Source organism: Paenibacillus sp. 2TAB23 (assembly GCF_052115165.1).
GTDB lineage: Bacteria > Bacillota > Bacilli > Paenibacillales > Paenibacillaceae > Pristimantibacillus.
Genome location: NZ_JBFRGD010000013.1, coordinates 17,354 through 34,800, shown reverse-complemented (window position 1 = coordinate 34,800; position 17,447 = coordinate 17,354). Strand labels below are relative to the sequence as shown.

At 49.3% G+C, this 17,447-nt stretch carries 14 protein-coding genes; 2 read left to right on the top strand and 12 right to left on the bottom strand.

Translation table 11 applies throughout. The features are described 5' to 3' along the window. Nucleotides 1-207 precede the first annotated feature (207 nt). On the bottom strand, nt 208-1,710 hold the full coding sequence (locus AB4Z29_RS18785; protein WP_441944551.1) for a DHA2 family efflux MFS transporter permease subunit: 1,503 nt from the start codon (nt 1,708-1,710) through the stop codon (nt 208-210). Between the two features lie 231 nt (nt 1,711-1,941). Here AB4Z29_RS18785 and AB4Z29_RS18780 point away from each other — a divergent pair, with 231 nt between their 5' ends. Beyond that, nucleotides 1,942-2,526 carry a TetR/AcrR family transcriptional regulator gene (locus tag AB4Z29_RS18780; RefSeq protein ID WP_441944550.1) on the top strand — a complete coding sequence of 195 codons (585 nt, stop codon included), beginning with the start codon at nt 1,942-1,944 and terminating at the stop codon, nt 2,524-2,526. Nucleotides 2,527-2,775: 249 nt separating this feature from the next. On the opposite strand, the gene AB4Z29_RS18775 is transcribed toward AB4Z29_RS18780, so the two are convergent. The 5 genes from AB4Z29_RS18775 to AB4Z29_RS18755 all read right to left on the bottom strand — a co-directional run bounded on the left by AB4Z29_RS18775 (nt 2,776) and on the right by AB4Z29_RS18755 (nt 7,883). Then, nucleotides 2,776-3,960: a transglutaminase domain-containing protein gene (locus AB4Z29_RS18775; protein ID WP_441944549.1), complete on the bottom strand. Its 1,185-nt coding sequence runs from the start codon at nt 3,958-3,960 to the stop codon at nt 2,776-2,778. 167 nt (nt 3,961-4,127) lie between these two features. Next, nucleotides 4,128-5,105 (bottom strand): alpha/beta hydrolase, encoded by a 978-nt coding sequence (locus tag AB4Z29_RS18770; RefSeq protein ID WP_441944548.1) that lies wholly within the window; start codon nt 5,103-5,105, stop codon nt 4,128-4,130. Nucleotides 5,106-5,123: 18 nt separating this feature from the next. Then, entirely contained in the window at nt 5,124-5,756 is a 633-nt protein-coding gene (locus tag AB4Z29_RS18765) for a bifunctional 4-hydroxy-2-oxoglutarate aldolase/2-dehydro-3-deoxy-phosphogluconate aldolase (RefSeq protein WP_441944547.1), read from the bottom strand. Nucleotides 5,757-5,784: 28 nt separating this feature from the next. Then, nucleotides 5,785-7,002 (bottom strand): A/G-specific adenine glycosylase, encoded by a 1,218-nt coding sequence (gene mutY / locus AB4Z29_RS18760; protein ID WP_441944546.1) that lies wholly within the window; start codon nt 7,000-7,002, stop codon nt 5,785-5,787. After that, nucleotides 7,002-7,883, bottom strand: a complete 882-nt coding sequence (locus tag AB4Z29_RS18755; RefSeq protein WP_441944545.1) for an AraC family transcriptional regulator — start codon at nt 7,881-7,883, stop codon at nt 7,002-7,004. The genes mutY and AB4Z29_RS18755 overlap by 1 nt, the downstream gene beginning before the upstream one ends. Before the next feature lie 174 nt (nt 7,884-8,057). Between AB4Z29_RS18755 and AB4Z29_RS18750 the strand changes: the two genes are divergently transcribed. Then, nucleotides 8,058-8,411 carry a c-type cytochrome gene (locus AB4Z29_RS18750; RefSeq protein WP_441944544.1) on the top strand — a complete coding sequence of 118 codons (354 nt, stop codon included), beginning with the start codon at nt 8,058-8,060 and terminating at the stop codon, nt 8,409-8,411. Between the two features lie 57 nt (nt 8,412-8,468). On the opposite strand, the gene AB4Z29_RS18745 is transcribed toward AB4Z29_RS18750, so the two are convergent. The 6 genes from AB4Z29_RS18745 to AB4Z29_RS18720 form a co-directional block, all read right to left on the bottom strand. Further along, complete coding sequence (locus AB4Z29_RS18745; protein ID WP_183559337.1) at nt 8,469-8,696, bottom strand: hypothetical protein; 228 nt, start codon at nt 8,694-8,696, stop codon at nt 8,469-8,471. Between the two features lie 62 nt (nt 8,697-8,758). Next, the gene (acpS, locus tag AB4Z29_RS18740; RefSeq protein WP_441944543.1) at nt 8,759-9,157 is read right to left on the bottom strand and encodes a holo-ACP synthase; all 399 of its coding nucleotides are present in this window, start codon (nt 9,155-9,157) and stop codon (nt 8,759-8,761) included. 76 nt (nt 9,158-9,233) lie between these two features. Further along, a complete protein-coding gene (locus AB4Z29_RS18735) occupies nt 9,234-11,333 on the bottom strand; it encodes a copper resistance protein CopC (protein ID WP_441944542.1) in 2,100 nt (699 codons plus the stop codon). A 9-nt stretch (nt 11,334-11,342) separates the two neighbouring features. Continuing rightward, nucleotides 11,343-12,404 (bottom strand): DUF4198 domain-containing protein, encoded by a 1,062-nt coding sequence (locus tag AB4Z29_RS18730; RefSeq protein WP_441944541.1) that lies wholly within the window; start codon nt 12,402-12,404, stop codon nt 11,343-11,345. A 78-nt stretch (nt 12,405-12,482) separates the two neighbouring features. Then, nucleotides 12,483-15,545, bottom strand: a complete 3,063-nt coding sequence (locus AB4Z29_RS18725) for an EAL domain-containing protein (protein ID WP_441944540.1) — start codon at nt 15,543-15,545, stop codon at nt 12,483-12,485. A gap of 128 nt (nt 15,546-15,673) precedes the next feature. After that, the gene (locus AB4Z29_RS18720) at nt 15,674-17,305 is read right to left on the bottom strand and encodes a hypothetical protein (RefSeq protein WP_441944539.1); all 1,632 of its coding nucleotides are present in this window, start codon (nt 17,303-17,305) and stop codon (nt 15,674-15,676) included. Between the last annotated feature and the right edge of the window lie 142 nt (nt 17,306-17,447).

Below are 17,447 nucleotides of genomic sequence, written 5' to 3'. Positions count from 1 at the left end.
TGAAATAAATACGGCTCTCGGTTGTGATCATCAACAGGGTAGCACCTCAAAAATATAAAAACATATTACCGTAGCAATTTAATGAATTGGCAATACAAAAAAGGCTGGTGATCGCTCACCAGCCTCTCTTTCATGCTTCAGTATGCAGTTTTCAACATTCACTCGATGATTGAATAGCCTTCCTGCATACCCTTACCCATAAATTTCCTAAGTTGCACTAACGGGTTTCGGTTTTACAAGAACTTCCTTATTGCCCGTTTCTTCTTCTTCTGCCTGTCCTACTCGCTTAATGAAGAAGGAAAGCAACAGGCCAACAATTCCGATTCCGACGATAACGAGATACGAATCATTAATTCCTTGAATTGACGCCTCTTTTATAAGTTCCTTAGAAGCAGTCGCTACTCCGTTTGCCGTCATTTGGTCAACGAGATGAGACTCGGTTCTGGTCGTCATAACCGTGACCAGCAATGCCGTTCCTACGCCGCCCGCCACTTGCTTGATCGTATTGGAAATAGCTGTACCATGCGCATTCAGTCTTGAAGGCAATTGATTGAGGCCCGCCGTTGTGATTGGCATTAAGAAAAGCGCCATCCCTAAGCGTCGTCCTGTTGACATGAGGACTAGATACGTATAACTCGTTGAATCTGTCAGATTAATGAATCCCAGTGTGGTTACAATCGTAATGGCCATACCGATAATAGACAACCATTTCGCTCCGAACTTATCGAACAGCTTCCCAGCCACCGGCATCATCAAGCCCATTAACAGTGCGCCTGGGAGCATGAGTATTCCGGACTCCAACGCCGTATATCCACGAGCGTTTTGCAAATACAAGGGAAGCAGCATCATATCGGCATACATGACCATCGTAACTGCAATGTTGATTAACGTTGTCAGAGTAAACATGTTGTGTTTGAAAGCCCTAAGATCAAGAAGCGGACTTTTGATAACCAGTTGTCGCCATGTAAACAGGATCAATGCCACTACGCCTACTACAATAGACAGGACAACTTCCGTGCTCGACCAACCCTTGGCGCCAGCGCTACTGAATCCGTAAAGAAGGAAACCAAATCCGATTGTTGAGAGTACAGCGCCCCACGCATCGATTTTGGGATAGGTACGTTCGGAAACATTTTTTAAATATACAAAAGCAACGACAATAACAAGAACGGCAAATGGAATGATGCCATAGAAAAGAGCACGCCATGAATAATGCTCCAAAATATAGCCAGCTATTGCAGGACCAACAGCAGGAGCAAAAATGATGGACAGCCCCACCATTCCCATAGCAGCTCCACGCTTGTCAGGCGGATAGATGGTCAGAATAACATTCATGAGAAGCGGCATTAGAATCCCAGCCCCCGCTGCTTGAATCAAGCGGCCGGTCAACAAAACTTCAAAGCCGGGTGCAAAGGCAGAAACAATGCTGCCAATGAGGAAAATAATCATGGATGTTTGAAACAGCTCACGCGTCGTAAATCGCTGCATAAGGAACGCTGTTATCGGAATCAGAACGCCATTAACCAGCATATAGCCGGTGGTCAGCCATTGGCCTGTAGATGCCGAAATATCAAATTCGACCATGAGCTCCGGTAAAGCAACGCTCATAATCGTTTGATTGAGAATAGCAATGAATGCTCCCAAAATCATGACAAACAATAGCGGGCCTTTCTTAATCGTACTACTATCAAATGTTGCCGTTTTACTCATTTTACGTATTCCTTTCGAATTCAAATTACAACTAATTTACAGTGTGTGGTATAGTGAACTAGATGTAAATAGAATTATAATCACATATCCGATTGTTCACAAGCTACAGCTTTTATAAAAATGTTTATTAGTTGACGATTTCAACTCATTTGTCGTCTATCTATTACATAATCTACAAATTGCGCAGAATTTGTCGCAGAGTGCATTGGAAAAGAAAGGAAGTGCTTGCTCTTGTCAACAAAATCACAACGAACAGATCCGCGCGTACTCCGTACACGCCAATTAATTAGAGACGCATTTATTGAATTGCTTCACGAGCTTGAGCTTGAGAAAGTTACCGTGAATCGCATCGCGGAGCGAGCGACGATTAATCGCGTTACCTTCTATCTTCATTATCGAGATATTCCAGATATGATTGCTAGCCTAGCTGATGACATGATTAACGAAATGCAGTCCATCTTGAGGGAAGCTCATAACCAAACCGGCTTTAACATACAAATCATCGTCAAATTGCTTGAGCATATTGCGGAAAACTCGAATTTTTATAAGGTTCTGCTCGCTTCCAAGCGCATACCTGTTTTTACGGAACGGCTCATGGAGCTAATTGTTGATCTTATCACCGATCGCATGAACATGCGTGAGACATCTTCAACTTTGAACGTGCAAAAAGATATCGTGATCTGGTACGGCTCCTCTGCGTTCATTGGCACGATTGTATTCTGGCTCCGTAATGATTTACCTTATACGCCATTATTTTTGGCTACACAGCTTGCAGAATTGCTTCATCTCCCTAAACCAGAATCTCACAAGCTTTGAGATCGTCCCCCTATTGGTCCCCTATATGCGTAGATTAAATTTATTAGATACAATTACAAACTAAATACAGGGCTGTCCTAGAAGTCGCTATAGGCAACTAAAACTTCCTCTTTCTTGCCACATCATATAGAAATACAAAAAACCTCCATCCCCACTTTTATAGTGGTGTTGAAGGTTTTTGGGCATGTTATGGATGGAAGTCTCTGACTCTCTGCTGCCCTTTTGGGACAGCCCTGCGTGCCGATGCTATTATTTGCCGTATTCCAGCTGCAAGCGAACTAGAAGCGACTTATCTCCCGCATAGGGCTCATAACTCGCACGATAGCCTACCGCTATGTTGATTAGCTCGAACGCTGCTTTTAGCGCCGCCGGAAACTGGTCGCCTTGCTCATAACGGAATGCCAAGCTGGCTGACTTCGTATCCAATGCCGTTCGTATGACCTGCGCAAGCTGGTCCTCGCTAGATACCGTATACTCGGGATCCAGCCAGTGAAGGCCAAGTGCCAGCTTCAGCTTAGCGAAGCGGCTGCGCTCGCTGGAATGGCCTTGCTGCTCCAGCTCGCTTATCGTATCGGCATAAGATACCGATGCGGAAGGGTACGTCTTCGTCCATTGGTGGTCAGCCCTCAGCTCTTCGTCTGTCCGCAAATAATAATTATATCTAATTGTAGACTGTTCAGGATTAGCCGTTTTCGTTAGAGCGTCTTTGTCCGCTGCTTTAATGCCAACCGGGTCATCCCATGTAAAGTCCAGATGGTACCATGTATTGTCAAGCTTCACCATATTCCACGCATGCTCTCCCGTATTCACGGTGCCCTCAGCAATTAGTGCCGTCAGCCCGGCCGCTTTAAGCATCTTGTAGCCTAGCAGTGAATAGCCCTGGCAAACGGCTTCGCCTATTGTAACCGCTTGATAGGCTGTGTAATGGGACAACGATTGGTCATACTCCACATGGCTCACTATCCAATCATGAATAGCTTTGATTTTCTCATGATCGTTCATGCCAGGCTCAATAATGGATTGCAGCGCCTTTGCAACTTCGCGATCGACGACAGCTGTCTGCTCAAGCGTCTCGCGGTACCTTGCTTCGAGAGCGATTGTCGATTTATTGCCCCAGCTGCGAATCGTATAGATGTAGGATTCAAGAATATAGGCGGAGTAGTCATCATGTTTGAGCGCTAACCGTATGACATCCGTCATTTGATCAGACAGCTCTTGCTTGTCCCCTGTATATGTAACCGAGAATCGTTCTGATCGTGCCTGAAAATGTTTTGCGAGCTCAAGCTCCAGCGCTTCCAGCTTGTTCGTCTCGTCCATCGTCGCCACCTCTTCCGACTCGGCCGCTGCGGGAAACAAATCCAGCTTAAGATCTAGCCAGAACGCGGCAGCGATTATGACAACAACCACTAATAGTTTGGATCCTACTCTCTGCATTCGAACCTCCTGAACGGTATGCGAGGCAATTGCTCCTATATCTGAAGCATAGCATCGCAAGTCTTTTTTAAAGCAACTAGGCTTAACAGCTATGTAATGAAACTGTAATGTTTCTCTCAGCTTGGTTTCATCTTATGCTTATATAATGAATTCATGACCCCCCTTTATTATATATTCTCTCTTGAAGCCTGCAGCCTCGTGCCGCGGGCTTCCTTTTTGTTATCGCAATTGATGACCGACTCTTTCAGGAAAGGCAGCACACTCTCCCAAAAAGCAGGATCCTGCTCCGATTGGCTATGTCCGTTACCTGCTACAAACAAGGTGCTTACAATTCCGCTCGGCAGCTCATCCTTTAAATGCTTCAAATCTTCTGAGCTGATGAAATCATCGCCTACCGCATGTACCATCAAAACAGGAGTACGTCCTGCTCCGGCCTTTCCCGCTCGGCGCAAAAGAACATTCGGTATGTCAGCTTCCTTGAACTGCGATAGTGAAATTTTTGCGCGAATAAGCCATACCCTCGGAATCAGATAGGCTAGCGGAAAAATCGGTATTTTTTTGCGCCGCAGCTCCGACTTCATCATCGTCTCGAAGCGAACAGGCATAGAGTCCGTTATAACGCAGCTTACCTGCAAGCCCCGATCTAGCGCAAGAAGCGCTCCGAAGCCGCCCAGCGAATGGCCGATAACCGCAATCCGCTTCGTATCCATGCCGGGCAAGCGCCTCGCCGCTTCCACGGCAGCCAGCACGTCATCGCGAAACATAAGCGCTGATGGAGCCGCAATCGACTCACTGTCTCCGTGGCTTCGCGCATCGTACATGAAAACCGCATAGCCAGCTTCATAGATCGGTCTTGTATAGCGGAGCACTCGCGTTCGGTTAGAGCCCCAGCCGTGGGCAACCACGACAAGCGGGGAAAGTCCCTCCGCAAGCAACGTATCGTCAGCTGGCTGCAGCAGCCAGCCTTCCAGCCTAGAGCCATGGCTCATGAACGAGTGTCGCTCCCATTGCGTTCCAACCTCAGGGGAGTCTCCATTCGCAAGCTTGCGCGGCGTCTGGCTTTTAGCCCCCATTTGCCAAACCAGTACGGACATGAGGGCGATGACCAGTATAAGTACGAGTAACAAGATTAAGACAACGTCCACAAAGCTGCCTCCTTTACGTTACAATTCACGCACGGCCTCTACGAATTGCCGCGCTCTCTCCGTGACCTGCTCGAATTTCCCTTCGCGAATCCATTCCAAATTAACAAGCTTGCTGCCCATTCCGACTGCATTGGCACCTGCTTTGAAATAATCAGCAATATTATGCAGATCTACCCCGCCTGTGGCCATCATCGGGATAGCGTTCAACGGACCGCGAATTTCCTGCAAATAGCTTATGCCTAGCGTTCCCATAGGGAAAATCTTCACAGCCTCGGCTCCTGCCTTCCAAGCTTTGACAATCTCTGTCGGCGTCATAACGCCTGGCCAAACGGAGATTCCGCGCTCAAGGCCGTATGCAATCACTTCTTCGTCCAAATTAGGAGAGATAAGAAACTGCGCGCCTGCAGCAACCGCCTGCTCAGCCAGCTCCACATCCGTTACTGTACCCGCTCCAATTGCAGCCTTTGTCCCGAATTTGGCACGCCAACGATCGATCATAACCGCTGCGCCTTCCGTATTCATCGTAATTTCCATCATATGAATGCCGCCGTCGATCAAAGCCTCTCCAGCCGCATCCGCGTGCCGGTCCTCGATTCCCCTTAGAATCGCAACGATTTTGTGCTGCAGCAGCAGCTCAAGCATTTGGCCCATCCGCTTCTCCTCCGCCTCTTATATTCCTTTATTCCCAAAATTGCTTCAAAATCCGCAAAAATAGATTCGGAAACGGCAATGTTTCCATATCTTCTTTGCCAATCCAACGATATATGCTCGACGCTTCAACTTGTCCCGCTCGTGCGTCAGCCGCATATTCAGCTGTAGATTCAGCTGCAACAACGGCATTTCCCATGGCTGCCGACGCAGCGGCAGCTTCTAGCGCCCCTGCATCCTCTCCTAAATCGGCCAAATAAAACCGCATCTTCCAGTGGATATGGCTGAAAATATGATCAGCATCCGTAAACCAGCTTCGCGGACGAATTAACATTCCCGTATCCGATTCAAGCATTCTGCTGATCATCTCAGCAAGCTCCCCCTGCTCCTTAGGCGCCGTATCAGCCAGCAGCTTCGCTTTATCAGGCGGCAGCAGCAGATGAGGCAGCTCCCACATTTGGGCAAGCAGCCCCGTCTCCGGACGCTGACGTACTAGAATCTTGCCTGCCTGCTCCCCGCTTCCCATCACAATAGCTGCCGTCCTGAATTCCGCACGAGGCGGCTTCGCTTTCGTCTTGATCGGCAATTCTGTCTCCCTGCCGGAGAGCCTGGCCGCGCAATGCTCCATGACAGGACAAGGCAGGCAGCTTGGCGACTTTGGCGTGCATACAAGTGCGCCTAGCTCCATCAGCGCTTGGTTAAAGTCTCCCGCCGCCCCTTCGGGAATAAGAGAGGCTGCCAGCTTCTCAATGCTGACACGCGTGGATGGCTTCGCAATATCGTCCTCCAGGCAGAAATATCGGGAGAGCACCCGCATGACATTGCCGTCCACGGCAGGCTCCGGCCGGTTGAACGCAATACTCATAATTGCCCCGCTCGTATAAGGTCCTACGCCTTTCAGGCCCGCAACGGACGCTTTATCGTCAGGCACGATTCCGCCGTAACGTTCCTTTACTTCTCTGGCGCCTGCTTGCAGATTCCTTGCCCTTGAATAATAGCCGAGCCCTTCCCAGCTCTTAAGCACCTCGGTCTCAGGCGCCTCCGCAAGTGCGGTTACTGTTGGAAATTTGCTCATAAACTGATTATAGTAGGGTATAACGGTATCTACACGCGTCTGCTGCAGCATAATTTCCGATACCCATACCCGGTAAGGATCCCTGTTCATGCGCCATGGCAAATCACGCTTAATAAGCCGGTACCAGCCAAGCAGCTCCGTGCTAAAAAACGTTTTTATATCGTTCTGTTCCACTAGCTGTTTTCCTCCTCGATTGTCGCATTGGCAGACTGCAATCGAATACTGCCGTTATGCTTGCCGATTCGTCTGTATTGGACCGGCGTAATGCCTGTATATCTTTTGAACAGCCTTGATAGATAATGATTTTGCATGCCAACTTGCTTAGCGACAGTCGACACTGGAAGATCTGTCTCCATAAGCAGCTGCTTCGCAAGCGCAATACGCCGGTTCGTGACATATTGAATCGGCGAGCAGCCCATGATGCTTTTGAAAGAAGTTATGAAATAATTCGGATGCAGGAAAGCGAACTTCGCCAGCTCCTCTACTTGAATATTCATATGCAAATTAGCTTCGATATAAGCAAGAACCTCGTTCCACTTGATCTCGACCCCGGATTCATGCAATGTTTCACGCTGAGCATGGCTTTGATCCAAATAGATGGCAAGCAGCTCAAGCAAAATCGCCTTCAACCGCAGCTCCCTTGTCATTGTGCGCATCTGCTGGCATTCTACCAGCTTCGTGAACAACGCCTTAATCTTGTGCCTCTCTTCTACATAAATGAACCGAGGCAGCTGCAAGGAATTGATAACCTGCACGTCGCCGAGCTCCAGACGGAAGTGGCACCAATAGCGACCAAACGGTTCTGCGCCATCCGTACCAAATGATTGTAGCGTACCTGCAGGCAAGAAATAAAGAGTTCCCGGCTGAATGATATATTTTTCTTCTCCTATATCGAGCCAGGCCTTTCCTTTCTCGCAATAACAGAAACGAAAAAAGTCCGGCTCTGACCTCTGCTCGATCCAGCCTGGCATGCTATCTGTATATGCGCTTATAAGGACCTCGGCTTGGAGCTTATGCAGCTGGTTTTGTAAAATACTATCTATTGTCGGTTTCATGAATTCTCCTGTAACTTAAATTGCGATATAATAAAGGAAATGTGATTGTTATCGTTTACTAGCTTCTCTATTATACGAATTAATGTTGCAAATTCATATGGACGTCTTGTGAATCCACCTTGATAAGTCCAAAAATTCCATAATTATGAAATTTTGAGAGGAATGATATTATTTATGATTCACCAGATTTCGAAGGCCTCCTTTGCTTATTTTATTCCTTTTATGCTCGTACTCGCTTTAGCAGGATGCGGCAGCGGCGAAAAATCAGCAGATGACGACAAAAATGCGCTTGACGGACCTAGCGAGGCCGTCTCCGTCTACAAAGCCAACTGCGTAAGCTGTCATGGCACCGGACTGCAAGGCAGAGTTGGACCTGCAACCGATCTTCGCAAGGTTGGTGCCCGGATGAGCGCTGCGGATATTGCTCAGCAAATCGAAGAAGGCGAAGGCTCGATGCCTGCCTTTAAAGAACGCTTGAGTGCCGAAGAAATAGCTGGTCTATCCGAATGGCTAGCAGGCAAGAAATAAAAATAAGGATACCGAAGCAGCTGCGCCGCTTTCGGTATCCTTTTTAATAGCTATCGTCTAATAGCCGATGTGGTGACCGTTTATTTTGGGAGAATTCATGAAATGAAGGGCCGACTGGCCCGCATAGGTCCAGTGCGTTTCACCCATCTGCGGATGCAAGGGAAACAAATCGCCCTGCATCAGTACCAGGTCACCGCCCCAATCATCCGTATATAGGCCTTCGTATTCGACCCATTGCCCCGTCTTGAAACGGCGTTTCGTCTTCTGATGACGCTGCTCCTTCATGCCAGGTGATCCCCTCTCGACAAACCGACTTGGTATATTACATTCCAAGTATAGGCAAAAGGTTACTCCCTTATCCTCTCCACCACCGCAAAAGCAGATGCCAGCTTCCGCTCATGCGTAATCGTCACATGAATTCGCATGGTGTCCTGCTCCAAGCCAAGGCGTTCCCAAGCTCCAGCAGAAAGATAGCATTCCGGCTTACCGCAGCTTCCACGCAATATAGTAATATCCGTAAAGCCTAATACCTTCCCGATCCCGCAACCAAAAGCTTTCACGACAGCTTCCTTAGCTGCAAAACGGCCCGCTGTAAATTGATGAAGCCGCTCGCCTGAATATTCAGCTGCAAGATCGCGTTCAGCCGCTGAGAGCACACGTTCCAGAAATCTTTTGCCTGCGCTCCCATTCAGCACTTTAGCCATTCGCTCGATCTCAGATAAATCATGTCCGATGCCGATGATCATGCTAACACCCGCCTTTTCCCTGATGGTGACATTAGCAGATGCTTCTTATGAAGTCAAGCATTACACCAAGGCTCAGTTACGGATGCTGATGCTCATCTCCGAAAGATCGTTCGTAATGAAATTTATTGCCTTCTCCATCCTCGATATCTATTTGAATTAAGCTATTCTGGTTCGATTTAATAAATGCTCCAGCTGCCCGGTAAGTATATTTGGTATAACCGGGATATTCGAACAATTCCTCTTCGAGCGGCTGCAGCGCGAGTGGCATCGGCAGTTGCCCGCTAATACCGTCAACGGTGACAACTGCTTTGGCTGACACAGGCGCATCTTGACCTTCGGGAAGCCAAACGTCAAGCCTCGCCGATTGCTCTTTCGACTGCTCACTGTCTGAAATACGCATGCTCATATGCGCTTTATCACCCATCACATGCCAATAAATCGGCTCACTCAGCGCCGAAGCACTCTCTGCAGGCGGCGAGGTTGACGAGAGCCAGCCGGCTGCGACAAACAATGCAACCGCAAGCAGTACCTCCGCCCGGATACCGAGCAGCAGTCCCCGCCTTGCATCCGCCTTGGAAATTCGCGGCATGAATACAAACATATGAAGCGCTGCGATAACGAGCACAAGCAGCATTAAACCGATTTTCGCGACGATCAGCTTGCCGTATGCGGTGCTGAACAGCTCTCCCCATGCAGACAGCCTCGCTGAAGCCAGCCAGATTCCGCTTAACAGTACGAGAAGCATGCTTGGCAGCGCCCACGAGGAGAAACGCACGGCCGCTTCGTTCAAACGCTCCGCCGCCTTCTTCTCAAAAGTCATAGCGAACAAGCCCGCAAGCCCGCCGAACCAAACCGCCGCAGCCGCCATATGAAAGACATGCGCCACGATCGCAGTCGATGCACCGACTAAAGAGGCGTAAGCATGACCTGTTAATGGAAAGCTCGCAATTAATGCTGCCGCCGCAACGAACTTAACAGGATTTGCCCATATTCGTTCTTTGCTTGGAGCAAAGGCAAGCAGCAGCAGGAGAAGAGCAAGCGCTGGCCTGAGTATCGCAACTTTCCCGATCATAGAACCGGTGGCAAGCGCATAGAGGGAAATACCGCCAAATTGCTCGGATAACATGGATAACCGCGTTAACCCTGTTATGATCCATACAAATACAGCCGCAGCTGTAACGATTCGTTCGGCGTGAAGAGAGAAACCGAAAGGCGGCTTAGCCTCATCCTCGCGCCACATTGCATATCGGAAAAACAAAATGCCAAGCAGAAGCACGCTTGTCAAAATATCAAGCACACGCAGCGCGACCATGCTGCCATGCCCGCCTTTGTGCTCATGCTCGCCTGCTTCCGCATGGCTGCTGCCGTTGTGCTCACTGCTGCCGCTCGCAGCTTCCTTCAAAGGCGGAGTTTCCGCAGCAGCTTCAGAATCAGACGACTCGTCTGCCGTAGGAGTGCTGGCATTTCCCACTCCTGCTTTCCCGCTTCCCTCACCTCCATCATCTAACACAGCTGGTAATTCAGTTGCTTCCGGACTGCTTGCAGCCGTTTCTGTTTCGACAGGGACGGCAGTCGTCGCAACCGTTTCTGTTTCGACAGGGGCGGCAGTCGTCGCAACCGTCTCCTGCGGAGCTGCCGAAGGCGATATTGCAGCTGTCGGCTTAGGCGTGCTGCTCGGTTTGGCTGTAGGCTTCGGTTTTACCGTGGAAGTTGGTTTAACCGTTGCTGCTGGACTATCAGCTGATCCCGTATCCGTGCTTCCTTTACCCCCGCCGTCCAGAGAGACCGTATCATCAGGCTTCGTATGCGCAAGCTTGGTGCCGACTGCGAATTGGAAAGAGCCGTCCGTAATGTGGGAATCAAGCGAAAGCACCTGCCAGCTCACTTCATAAATGCCGTCATTCAGCTTAGGAATGGTATAGATAAGCGTTATGTCCTCATCGCCGCTTAACACGCCGGCCGTCTCGGCACCGTTGTCGATTCGTTTCAGTGTTACATTGCTAAGCTTCGTATCAATCTTTTCCGTGAACGTAAGTCGGATTGCAGGCGGTGCCGCGGTCAGCTCCGCATCCGAATAGGGGGTCGATTGCGCAATATAGGCATGCGCCGAGACTAAGCTCGGCAAGCATGCCCACATCACCATAAGAACCATTATGCATTTCAATGCGCGTTTCATCGTTCAGCCTTATTTCGTGTAAATCGCAACCGCTGCTTGATTTCCGCCTACCGCAGGGAAATATTCAACGGCAGCGCCTGCCGCTTCAGCTGCCGAGCGGAGGGTTACCAATCCTTTGCCTTGATATGCAGCGTCTACATTTTTCTTGATAAAATCCGCATCTACCATTGTCGTTCCTTGAACAATCGTAAGGCTGCTCGCTGCCGCAACGCTTCCGTTCACATAGACAAGCGGTTTAACCGAAGTCGCCATACCTGGCAGCTTAATCGATTTATTCTGAACGGTGAAGGTTAATGTTGCTTCATAATTTGTTGTACTGTATTCGCCTTCCTTTGCTTCCGTCGTACTAGGCTTGGCACGAACCAAGTAATAGTCGGCAGCCCCCGTTTTAAAGGTAACGATACCTTTCGCATCGGTTTTCAGCTGCGTCGCTTCCGAATTGCTGCGGCGAATGACGTCGACAGCCGTGTTCTCAAGCGGTTTGCCTTTCAATAGCAGCTGGATCGACACCGTTTCGTCCGGCGTCACTGCCGCTGGATTAAATGCTGGCACGAGCTCTGCACGGTCAGGACTAACCTGCTTAGCAAAGCCTTTAAGCGCGCTTACGCGCTCAAGCACCGGAATGTCGCTGACAGCTACGAAGGATTTCGCGCTGCGAAGCGTGCGGCTCGCAGCTTCCGCGCCTTTGAACACACTATCCGATTCAGTTGAAATAATATAAGCGCCTGGAATGCTTGATTTGAAGGATGCGACAAAATAGTTGTTAAGCGCTGGCGTTTCCTCCGTTGCTGGCTCCCCCGCGTAGAAGCGAGTACCCGTTATGTCCGATTTCACACCGGATGGCGTCGTTACGAAGACTTTGGAAGTACTCCCCCATTGCCCATCGATCCGATAGCTTTTATGCTCGTTTGAGTGGTTTCCATACATCATCTCCACATAGGATACCTGATTCTGCGCTACGATCGGCGAGCTCGTCTGTGACCAGCCGTCATGCGCAAATACCGGAACTGCCGCGCCCAACGTTAATACGGCAGCAAGAGCAGCGCCTACTAATTTCTTTTTTAACAACATGATAAAAAACCTCCATCGATTTGGATTAACTGTCCAAATTGTATCAATGGAGGTTGCCTTGCGCATGACTCGTTAGAGCTATTGAGCTGTGAACGATGTGTGAAGGCCTTCATGCTGCATAGCGTTGAACGACAAAAGCTCGAATTGCTCCGCTGCCAGCGGCTTGCTTATGTAGTAGCCCTGCACGCAGTGGCAGCCAAGCTCTTTCAGCAAAGCTTGCTGCTCTGCCTGCTCGACGCCTTCCGCTATGATTTTTAAATTCAAGCTGTTAGAAATAGATATAATCGCTTTTACAATGTCAATATCCTGATGCTCGCAAGTGATTTCGCTAATAAAGGATTTATCAATTTTCAGCATATTAAGCGGAAGCTTCCGCAATACGGATAGCGAGGAGTATCCTGTACCGAAATCATCCATGGACATCTGTATTCCATATTCGGCCAATTCCTTGAACATTGCAATCGTCGTATCCAAATCGTCAATAACTGTGCTTTCGGTTATTTCAAAGCAAAGATAATGGGGATCCATTCCCGTTTGCTCCATAATTTGCCGAACCATCCCCACAAATCCCGGCTGCTTCAGCTGTCTGCCCGAAATATTGACTGAAATTTTAAAGGGCTGGTATCCTTTATCGCGCCACTTGACGCTTTGCCTGCAAGCCTCGGATATGACCCATTCGCCTATGGGAATGATAAGTCCCGTCTCTTCTGCCAAAGAAATAAAGGTGAGTGGTGATACAATGCCACGGTCCGGCGAATACCAGCGCAGCAAAGCCTCGACGCCATACAGCTCGCCAGTAGCCAAGTCGATCTGAGGCTGGTAATGCAGCGCGAACTGCTCCTTCGCAATGGCTTCCTTCAATTCATTCTCCGTATTGATGCGCCACATCGTTTGCTCGATCATGAGCGGAGAGAATATCTCATAATCGTTTTTTCCGCTTTGCTTCACCTTGTACATGGCAATATCAGCCTTCTTGATTAAGGTGTCCGGGTCGGCACCGTCTATTGGAAAAAGACTGATCCCCGCACTCATCGTAATCGTAAGGTTGACTCCCTCGCCTAACAGCAGCGTGGACAAATGATGCGATATGGATCTTGCGAACGCATCCACCTCCTCCAGCTCGTCATAGCGATACAGAATAACGAATTCATCGCCGCCGAATCTGGCAATATGGTCATGCTGCCTAACCAGCGCCTTCAAGCCGTCTGCCACTAGCTGAAGCAATCGATCGCCCATTTGATGGCCGAAGCTGTCGTTTATTTTTTTGAAGTGGTCCAAGTCCATTACGATGACCGCAAACGATTGCTCATAGACGGCAGCCGCTAGGGCAATTTCCTCATAGAATCGGCGTCTGTTCGTAAGTCCGGTTAACGTATCGTGATAAGCCAAATAACGCATCTTGTCCTCGGCCTGCTTGCGTTCCGTAATGTCTCTGACCGAGCCTACCATCCGCAGCGCAATACCGTCCATATCCCTTACCGCTTCCCCTGAAATGGCTGCCCACACATACTGACCAGACTGCTTCCGAAGACGCGCATCCAGCATGAACGCTTTTCCCGTCTCCAAATGAGTGCCCAGCGCAGCCTGATACTGTGGCAAGTCATCGGTATGCAGCAAAGCCTCGAATCGACTAGCCTCTGTGCATAGCAGCAGGTCATAGAAACGTTGGTTCCAAGCAACGGCCCCACTCTGCAGATCTAATTCCCAGATGCCGTCATTCGAGGTTCGCGAGACGATTTCGAGCTGCTCGGCAATTTGGCGGTATTGAAAGCTCTGCTCGCTCACCTCCGCGATGAGGGCCTGCCGATCCAGCGTATTCGCGATCAAATCCAAGTAATGGACGATCGACATGTAATCGTTCATATGCTCGAGCGTGCTCGCCATAGTCGTTCCGAATGCGAGCACGCTCCAGTTGTCCGCAGCCGTGCGGTAAGGAATAACATAGGTCATCTCGCTATCTTCACCCGGCCCCGTTCCATCCGATTTTTCGAATAGCGGAAAGGATGAAATATCGATGACTTCAGGCTCTTCCGCAGCAGAGGTGTCGATTAAGTCCAATCCCCGCTGAAAATGATACCATTCGCTAATCCTTACCTTCGCCTGAGGCCGAAGCTGATCTAATGCTAGCCATTGACCTTGGCTTGCCCATTGAAAGTGTGGAGCAAGCACCCAGGATAAATCCTGTACGCGGTCGATATTATAATTCAGAATAAATTTATTGAATTCGTAATGGACGTTAAGCTGCGTCATTCGCTTAATGTCCGTTTCATAATCCGACAGCAGCTCGTTCTTTAGGGCCGATTCGTTATGTTGGTTAATGCAGCCGCAAGACGACCGACGTACAAGCGTACAATCAATGACATGCCGTTCAACGCCTTTGACCGGGTATTTCATTTGCCCAAGCAGCAGTTCGACTACCAAGGTCGCTGCTTGCGGGATATGCTGATCGATACTGGACATGCGCGGGTTGCTCGTCCTTGCCGTATCCGTATTGTCGAAGCCGATTAGAGCAAAATCGTCCGGCAATCGGCAGCCCAGCTCTGTTAAACGCTCCAGCATGCCGAACGCCGTCATGTCGGTGCAGACGACTGCGGCCTTGAATGGGAAACCGGCATCTGCGATGTTTTGGGCCGCGCTTCTCCCGCCGAGCACGCTGTGGTCACCAGGATCAATGACAAACTCCTCATGAAAGGACAGGCCCAATTGCTCCAGTCCCTGCTTATAGCCCTCGAACCGGCGTTTCATATCGTCCAGGCCCAAATTGCCGACAAACCCGATTTCAAGGTGCCCGTGCGCATATAGGTGATTCATTGCTTCCTTGATGCCGCCTTCGTTGTCGCAGACGACCATCTGGCCGTTCACCACTAACGAGGTTATATCCTTCGCAATGGTTATGAACGGCTTTTTCCATTTGCCGCTGAGCTGCTGGATATAATCATCCGATACGGCTTTATTGAGAATAATCCAGCCGTCGACATGGTCAAGCGAGATCGGACAGTTAAACCGTTTGCCCGCTGTGCGTATTGCAATAAGACGTGCTCCGCTCTTGTGAACTGCCTTCTGAATTTCGTTTATAACTTCACCAAGGTAGTTTCCGCCCAAGAAAGGCGTCAGTAAGCCAATTGTTGGTTTACGTTGCATCGCTAACAGCTCCCTTATGCCTTCGAAAAATGTTGTAATCGAATCATATCATTTCGACATTGAAAGCGATACCATTTCCTCGAGATATGCAGAATAAAGCTGTGAATTTTATGTAAAACACCCCCTTTTTATGTCGTGTATTGCGTGAATTCGACGGTTTGCCCATTTATTCTTCTTTCTACGCCGCCATTGCCTTCCATTTCAAGCATAAGTTCGACATGATCGCCGGTTATATAGCGTACATTCAGGCTCTCGCCCACAGACCATTCAGGCTTTCTGCTTCTAGCCGCTGACGCGAAAGCTTCAAAGCTGTCTATGCCAACGCCAACAGCTTCCTCCGCGCCGACTACCTCGATAATAATGCCGTTACGCTGCCCGCTGCTTGACACGTTGACCTTGTCGGATACACGCTCAAGCTCGCAGGGCTGCATGCTATAAACAACAAAGTATACTTGCTTGGACTGACCGAGCAGCATGCCTGGCTCTTGCATCCATTCTATTGGCGGCAATATACCAAATATACGATCCGATGTTCCATTTGGGATAGAATAAAGGGCCATTATCGTATTTCTGTAAAATAAAACCTCTGAATGTCCTGTTTGATGCCTCGGGTCTTCCTTTGCATTCGAATCCGAAGGATGGAAGAAATAAGCTTGGTTCACGCCAGCCTGTTTGCTTAAAGGCAGTGAAATGTCCCAGCGGTGCTGTTCGTTATCGAATTCCGCATAACGCTCCCACATTCCACCTGCGGCATAATCGTTCGTGATATATGCATAGCTGTGAAGCGTTGACGCACCCGCTCCCACTTGCTTCATTATGCGCTTTCTGACCTCTACGGGCTCCGTGCGATTCATCGCTATACTGCGAATCTCTGATGATGCTTCGTAAAACAAGAAGCCAGCATATTCGGTTCTCGGCATCTCGGCAGGCAATTCGAAATCTCCGAATTGCACATAATCATGCAGAACGTTGCTATCCAGCGGAATATCATGTCTCTGCGCACGGCAATGAGCACCTACGAAAGCGCCTTTCAAATAGAAGCTCGCCCGTTCCAGCCAGAGAAAATCCAGCATGCCGGCCAGCTCTTGCTTAATGGATTGGTCATCGATTAATTGCCAAGCGCATGTAAAGGCTTGCACCCAGTGCCAGAACCAAGGCAAGCTATTGTATTCAGACATGCCCTGCTTGTGAATATGAGCCAGCGTACGCTTGAGATTGCTGACTCCGTCTTCAAGTAAAGCGCTGTCATCGAACAGTTGGCCGAATATTAGCTTGGCGGATGTATACTTGGCGTCATGGTGGCCGAACACGTTGGTTTGCATATAGAATCGGCTTTGATAAACATGCTTCAATGCGGAAGCGAAAGCTTCCTGCAGCGGCATGCTTAGCCGAGAGCCGTAGCGGTTCACAAAATAAGCCATCAGGCTCCCCATCAGCTCAACAGGCAGAGGATTCGGAGCCGCTTCGCGCGGATCGGCGCCTAGATTCAGCGGCCAATGACCGTAGGTGGCGCTGCCTTGCTCCTTGTCCTGAAGATTTAGAATCGCAAGCAGCACGGCCTCAGCCGTTTGCTTAGCGGCTTCCGAGCCGCTAGTCCATTGTCCCGGCTGATCGTCTGCTGCGGCAAATAGATAGGACGCATAATAAAAGTTATCGCGAATATCGTGATGGAACCAGAGACCGCTGCTAAGTACGGGCAGCTGCTGCGCTGCTGCAGCAATTCGAAGCACAATTTCATTTTTCCTCGCTATAAAGCTCATCGTTCAGTTCCCCCCAGCGTGACATCATTTTCTTCTTATCATAGCTAATATGACTCGCTTAGGAAACCTCTCGTTGTTTTCCATAACAAATCATGATAGTTTGAAAGAAATGATCTCTTTAAACTGATATACATGCATAGGA